General features: G+C 65.1%; 7 protein-coding genes. All 7 read left to right on the top strand.

Going from position 1 to position 7,014, the window contains the following annotated elements; genetic code table 11:
• Positions 1-346, top strand: a 346-nt coding sequence (locus GM658_RS18440; RefSeq protein WP_211841894.1) for a bifunctional hydroxymethylpyrimidine kinase/phosphomethylpyrimidine kinase, incomplete at its 5' end; no start/stop codon positions are given.
• 12 nt (positions 347-358) lie between these two features.
• Positions 359-976: a thiamine phosphate synthase gene (gene thiE / locus GM658_RS18435; protein WP_155455521.1), complete on the top strand. Its 618-nt coding sequence runs from the start codon at positions 359-361 to the stop codon at positions 974-976.
• Between the two features lie 17 nt (positions 977-993).
• A complete protein-coding gene (locus GM658_RS18430) occupies positions 994-1,623 on the top strand; it encodes an ANTAR domain-containing response regulator (RefSeq protein WP_155455520.1) in 630 nt (209 codons plus the stop codon).
• A 154-nt stretch (positions 1,624-1,777) separates the two neighbouring features.
• A complete protein-coding gene (locus GM658_RS18425) occupies positions 1,778-2,170 on the top strand; it encodes a response regulator (protein WP_155455519.1) in 393 nt (130 codons plus the stop codon).
• Between the two features lie 37 nt (positions 2,171-2,207).
• Entirely contained in the window at positions 2,208-3,314 is a 1,107-nt protein-coding gene (locus GM658_RS18420) for an S-(hydroxymethyl)glutathione dehydrogenase/class III alcohol dehydrogenase (RefSeq protein ID WP_155455518.1), read from the top strand.
• Between the two features lie 242 nt (positions 3,315-3,556).
• A complete protein-coding gene (locus GM658_RS18415) occupies positions 3,557-5,749 on the top strand; it encodes a M56 family metallopeptidase (RefSeq protein ID WP_155455517.1) in 2,193 nt (730 codons plus the stop codon).
• 149 nt (positions 5,750-5,898) lie between these two features.
• Positions 5,899-7,011 (top strand): aldo/keto reductase, encoded by a 1,113-nt coding sequence (locus GM658_RS18410; protein WP_155455516.1) that lies wholly within the window; start codon positions 5,899-5,901, stop codon positions 7,009-7,011.
• The last annotated feature ends 3 nt before the right edge of the window (positions 7,012-7,014 follow it).

Here is a 7,014-nt window from a genome sequence, read left to right as displayed (position 1 = left end):
CGGCCACCCGGCCTGGCACGGCACGCGCCACGGCGATGCGCTGGCGCACGCGCGCGCCTTGCGCGCCCTGGGCGCCACCCATGTGCTGGTGACCGGCGGTCATGACGAGGACAGCGGGGTGGTGATCAACCGCTGGCTCGGGCCGGACCGCCAGCAGAACTGGAGCTGGCCGCGCCTGCCCGGCAGCTTCCACGGCAGCGGCTGCACCCTGGCTGCCGCCACCGCGGCCCTGCTCGCGCTGGGCAACAATATGGCGCAGGCGCTGACCAAGGCCCAGGGCTACACCCAGCGCGCACTGGCCGCCTCATACGCCATCGCGCCCGGCCAGCGCATCCCGCAACGCTAAGGAGCATAAGGAATGCAAGGACTTTACCTGGTCACCCCAAACTGGGATGACACTGAAAAACTGCTGGCCATCACCGAGCAGGTGCTGGCCGCCGGCGTGGCCCTGCTGCAGTACCGCCACAAGGACGCCGGTCCGGCGCTGCGCCGTGAACAGGGCGGGGCGCTGCGCGAGTTGTGCCACAAGTACAGCGTGCCCTTCCTGGTCAACGACCACGTGGCGCTGTGCCGCGAGCTGGGCGCCGACGGCGTACATCTGGGCGGCACCGACGCCCCGCTGGCCGAGGTGCGCGCTTCGCTCGGGCCGAACAAGCTGATTGGCGCCTCGTGCTATGGCGAACTGGCGCGCGCCCAGGCGGCGCAGGCGGCCGGCGCCAGCTACGTGGCCTTCGGCGGCTTTTATCCGTCCAAGGTGAAGCAGTACGCAGTCACCACCGAGCCTTCGATCCTGCGCCACGCGCGTGAAGCGATCAGCGTCCCGTTGTGCGTGATCGGCGGCATGACGCCGGAAAACGCTCGGCCACTGGTGGCCGAAGGGGCGCATATGGTGGCAGCGATTACCAGCATTTACCTGGCCGATGACGTGGCGGCGGCGGTGCGGGAATTTCAGTCTATAATTTCCCCATTAGCATAACCATAAGGTTGACGCCGATGAACGCCCAGACTCCGCCAAAGCGCCTGATCCTGATCGTCGACGATGACAAGATCCTGACCGAGTTCCTGGGCGAGCTGCTGGCCCGCGCCGGTTACGACACCATCCTGGCCCATTCCTCCGACCAGGCCCTGGCCCTGATCGCAGAACGGGAACCTGACCTGGCCCTGCTGGACATCCACATGCCCGGCATGTCCGGCCTGGAACTGGCCAAGCAGCTGAACCGCAACACCACCGTGCCTTTCATGTTCCTCTCCGGCCGCGGCGACGCCGACGCCGGCAAACAGGCCGCTGCCTATGGCGCGGTGGGCTTCGTCGTGAAGCCGGTCGACGAGCAGCACCTGATGCCGGCCTTCGAAGCGGGACTGGCGCGCGCCGACGAAATCCGCCAGCTGCGCCGCACGGAAATCAACCTCAATGCCGCGCTGGCCGCCGGCCGCGAGACCAGCCTGGCCGTAGGGCTGTTGATGTGCAAGTTCCAGACCGACCGCAACACCGCCTTCGAAGTACTGCGCGACCACGCCCGCTCGAGCCGGCGCAAGATCAACGAAGTGGCCGACCAGCTGCTTGCAGCGGAAGAAACCTTGAATGGTTTGCATGCAGCATTCAATGCACGACTGAAAAAATAGTTTTCATCGCCGCGACGACATACGGTAGACTATTGCGGTGGGCCCCGACTCGCCCACCGCCATCAATTCCAGCGGCCGCCCCTTCCTTCGCGGCCCGGCAAGATCCCTCGGCCCAGCTCCGCCGACCATTCCCTGCAGTGCGGAGAACCGTTCCATGAACATGTCATTTGATTTGCATCCGGCGCCCCGGGTGCTGCACGTCGATCCCGACGAAGATAGCGCCGTGGTGCTGGCCACCTTGCTGGCGCCGGAAATTCAAGTGGTGCACGCCGCCAGCTATGGCGAAGCGCAAAACCAGCTGCAGCGCGGCGAGTTTGCCTTGCTGGTGATCGATCCCGACCTGCCGGACGGCGACGGGCACACCCTGATCCGCAAGCTGCGGCAAGTCGACCAGTACACGCCGGTGCTGCTGTATTCGGCCAGCCAGCCGATGCTGCACCACCAGGCGCACGCCTTCCTGCCCAAGCCGTGGACCTCGCCGCGCCAGCTGTGGCGCACCGTGTCGCATATGCTGGGCCTTGAGTCCATGCTCGCTGTTAGGACTTAAGCTATGCTGTCGTCTTTATCACATCTGGAGTCCAGCGATGAAGACGAAAGCAGCAGTAGCGTGGAAGGCGGGCGCCCCGCTCACCATTGAAGAAGTAGAGCTGGACGGCCCGCGCGCGGGCGAGGTGCTGGTGGAAATCAAGGCCACCGGCATCTGCCACACCGACCATTTCACCCTGTCCGGCGCGGACCCGGAAGGCATCTTCCCGGCCATCCTCGGCCACGAAGGCGCCGGCGTGGTGGTCGATGTCGGCCCCGGCGTCACTTCGCTCAAAAAAGACGATCACGTCATCCCGCTCTACACGCCGGAATGCCGCCAGTGCAAATTCTGCCTGTCGCGCAAGACCAACCTGTGCCAGGCCATCCGCGCCACGCAAGGCAAGGGGCTGATGCCGGACGGCTCCAGCCGCTTCTCGATTGACGGCAAGCCGCTGTTCCACTACATGGGCACGTCCACCTTCTCCAACTACATCGTGGTGCCGGAAATCGCGCTGGCCAGGATCCGTTCCGACGCACCCTTCGACAAGGTGTGCTATATCGGCTGCGGCGTGACCACCGGCGTCGGCGCCGTTCTGTTCACCGCCAAGGTGGAAGCGGGCGCCAACGTGGTGGTGTTTGGCCTGGGCGGCATTGGCCTGAACGTGATCCAGGCGGCGAAAATGGTGGGCGCCGACAAGATCATCGGGGTCGACATCAATCCCGCCCGCGAAGCGATGGCGCGCCAGTTCGGCATGACCCACTTCATCAACCCGCGCAATGTGGAAAACGTGGTGGACGCGATCGTGCAGCTGACAGACGGTGGCGCCGACTACAGCTTCGAATGCGTCGGCAATACGCAGCTGATGCGCCAGGCGCTCGAATGCTGCCACAAAGGCTGGGGCAAATCGATCGTGATCGGCGTCGCCGGGGCAGGGCAGGAAATCTCCACCCGCCCATTCCAGCTGGTCACCGGCCGCCACTGGCTCGGTTCCGCCTTCGGCGGCGCCCGCGGCCGCACCGACGTGCCGAAAATCGTCGACTGGTACATGGAAGGCAAGCTCAAGATCGACGAGCTGATCACCCACACCCTGCCGCTCGACCGCATCAACGAAGGCTTCGACCTGATGGAAAAAGGCGAATCCATCCGCTCCGTCGTCATCTACTAATCCCCGCGGCCGCGCCGCAGCCGGTGCCTGACCCTGCGGGTCGGACACCGGTTTACCGGTTTAAAAGCATCCTGGCCGCCAAAATCCGCATCCTGTCGCATTCCCCAGGCCATCCCCGCGCCGAGCAGCTAGATTCCCTCCTGAGCCGCTGCACCTGAAACTAGACAAAAACTTCTAGACACAAAGTTCTAGATCATTTAATCTAGTTAGCAAGGACACCAAAAAACCCGGAGCCGCCTGCCATGAGTCACCTGCTAAACGCCATCATCCCCGCCCTCGGCTGGTCCCTGCTGCACTTCCTGTGGCAAGGCTTGCTGATCGGCTGCGCGGCAGCCCTGGCCCTGCATGCTCTCCGCAACGCCCGCCCCCAAACCCGCTACCTGGTCGCCTGCGCCGCCTTGCTGCTGTGCGCCGCCCTCCCGCTGGCCAATTTCGCCTGGCGCCTGGCCGACGCCGCCGACACCGGCTACGTCCTGCCCACCCCACTGGAAACCAGCGTCATCGCCGCCATCCCCGGCGCCAGCGACGTGCAGGCCGCCGACAGCGCCCTGCTCGACGTCGACGCCATGACCAGCTGGGAATACCTGCTGCGCCGCCAGATGCCCTGGCTCGTGCTGCTGTGGGCAGCCGGCGCCGCCCTGATGACGCTGCGCCTTTCGCTCGGCCTGCAATGGGTACGCCAGCGCACCCGGCCCAACCACTACCACGCCGACGCGACCTGGCAGATGCGCGCCACCGCCCTGGCCCAGCGCATGGGTATCAAGCGCCCGGTGCGCCTCGGCGTTTCGGATGACGCACTGGACGGCCCGATCACCGCCGGCATGCTGCGCCCCATTGTGCTGCTGCCGGCCTGCCTGGTGAGCGGCCTGCCGCCCGACCTGCTGGAGGCGCTGCTGGCGCATGAACTGGCCCACGTGCGCCGCCATGACTACCTGGTCAACCTGATCCAGAGCGGCATCGAGATTTTCCTGTTCTACCACCCGAGCGTGTGGATGCTGTCGCAATGCATCCGCCGCGAACGCGAACAGATAGCAGACGACTTAGCCGCAAGCACGCTCGGCGAACCGCGGCGCCTGGCACTTGCACTTTCCGAACTGGATAAATTCCAGTTCGCCACCACTCACTTTGCTGCCCCCGCGGCACACGGAGGAGACCTCATGTCCCGAATCAAACGCCTGATCCGACCAGCTGCACAACCACTGAGCTGGAAGATGGCGACCCCGCTGTTAGGAATTTTTGCCGCCTGCGCAGCGCTGTATGCCCACGCCATGCCGACCGCCAGCGCGCTTCCGGCGGCAAGCGCCGCACCAGCCGCAATGACCGCTGCGGCCCCCGATGCACCGGCCGCCGCCGATGCTCCTGACGTTGCCGAAGCGCCCGCCGCAGCACCGGCCCCCGCCGCAGCGCCCATGGCCGCCGCAGCCCCGGCCGCCATCCTGCACGTCAGCGACCAGCAGCATGAGGTGGAGCCGGCGCCACCGGCCCCGCCAGCCCCGCCTGCACCACCGGCGCCGGAAGCCCCACCCGCACCACCGGCGCCGCTGGCAGCCGAAGCCGCAGCGCCAGCGATGCCGGCGGATCTGCCACGCCCGCCCAAGCCGCCGAAGCCACCGAAGGCTCCCAAGCCACCGAAGGAGCTGAAGGACTATCGTGGCAGCAATAACTACAACTTCGAAGACGGCAACGGCACCGCCTACACCGTTGTGCGCGACGGCCAGCAAATGATGAACGTCCATGGCCGCAATTCCGACCTGACCGGCGCCCAGCGCCTGAAGCAGGAAACCAAGGGCGACTTCATCTACGTGCGCAAGGATGGCAAGTCCTACCTGATCCAGGACCCAGCCGTGCTGGCCAAGGTCAAATCCGCCTGGCAGCCAGCCGAAGAGCAGGGCAAGAAGATGGAAGAGCAGAGCAAGCTGATGGAAGCCCAGGGCAAGCAAATGGAAGCCCTCGGCGCCCAGATCGAAAAAGAAGTCGAAGCAGCCATGGGTAGCAAGGAACAGCAAGCCGCCAACCGCGAAATGGAACGCGAGATCGAGCGCAAGATGCAAAAGTCAGCGCGCCAGCAAGAACGCATCGGCCGCGCCATGGAAAAAGCCAGCCGCAAGATGGAACTGGCTGACGACAAGACCCGCGCCCAGCTCGAGCTCGACCTGCAAGACTTGCGCAAGCAGCTTGAACCGCTGAGCGTAGAAATGGCGCGCCAGGGAGCCGAGATCGGCGCCCGCCATGCCGCGATGGCAGCGCGGCAGGCGCCGAATATGGCGGCGCTGCACGAGCGCATGAGCGAAGCCGCCAAGCCGATGCGCGAGCTCGGCAGGAAGATGGGCGAGCTCGGCCGCGAACAAGGCCGCCTCTCGCGCGAAGCCGACAAGACCTCGCGCGCCCTGATCGACGAAGCTATCAGCAACGGCAGCGCCAAGCCGGTTATGTAATAAAAGTCGGGGTCAGCTCTGGCAATCGGACATCGTTTTTCGCATTGCGAAAACGATGTCCGATTGCCAGAGCTGACCCCGACTTTCAAATCCATGGTATTGTTTATTTGGCATTTCCTCATTGTCAACTAACTCACCATGGAGAAAGCATGAGTCTCAAACAGTATTACACCCTCGGCAATTCCGGCCTGCGCGTATCGCGCCTGGCCCTTGGCACCATGACCTTCGGTACCGACTGGGGATGGGGCGCCGACAAGGCCAGTGCACGCGAGCAGTTCATGGCCTTCACCGAGGCGGGCGGCAACCTGATCGATACGGCGGACTTGTACACCAACGGCGAGTCGGAGCGCTGGGTCGGCGAGTTTGTGCGCGATAGCGGTCTGCGCGACAAGCTGGTGCTGGCCACCAAAGCGTCTTACAGCGCCGATCCTTCCAACCCGAACGGCGGCGGCAATGGCCGCAAGCATCTGATGCGCGCGCTGGAAGGTTCGCTGCAGCGCATGGGAACCGACTATATCGACCTGTATCTGCTGCACGCCTGGGACATGGTCACGCAGCCGGAAGAAGTGCTGCGCACGCTGGACGATGCGGTGCGCGCAGGCAAGGTGCGCCACATCGGCTTGTCCAACGTGCCGGCCTGGTATGCCAGCCGCATGCAGGCGGTCGCTGAGCTGCGCGGCTATGAACCGCTGGCGGCGCTGCAAATGGAATACTCGCTGGCTGAACGCGCCATCGAAAATGAATTCATCGGCCTGGGCACGCGCTACGGCATGGGTGTGATGGTGTGGAGCCCGCTGGCCAGTGGGCTCTTGTCCGGCAAGTACAAACCCAGCACCGGCGGCCAGTTCGGCGAAGGGCGGCTGCAGACCATGAGCGGCTCGAACAACCCGGCTTTCTCCAAATTCAGCGAGCGCAATTTCGCGATCGTGGCGGAATTGGAGAAAGTGGCAAACGAAGTTGGCCGCAGCATGGCGCAGGTGGCGGTGAACTGGGTGGCCAACCGTCCCGGCATAGCGACGGTCATGGTGGGGGCGACCAAGCTGGCGCAGCTGCAGGACAACCTGGGTGCGCTGGACTTTGAACTGCCGGCGGCTTTGCGCGAGCGCCTGGATGCGGTCAGCGCGCCGGCGCCGGGCTATCCCTACACCTTCTTCACGCCGGGCATGCAGACCATGCTGTCGGGCGCTGCGCCGCTGGGCGACAAGCCTGACGGCTACCAGGCGCCGGTGCGCATCAGCGGCCCGGCGGCCGGGGTGCAATAAAGG

This window comes from Massilia eburnea (genome assembly GCF_009720745.1).
In the GTDB taxonomy this organism is placed as follows: domain Bacteria; phylum Pseudomonadota; class Gammaproteobacteria; order Burkholderiales; family Burkholderiaceae_D; genus Rugamonas; species Rugamonas eburnea.
Note: the sequence above shows the minus strand (reverse complement) of the source record. Positions and strands in the feature narration are given on the sequence as shown.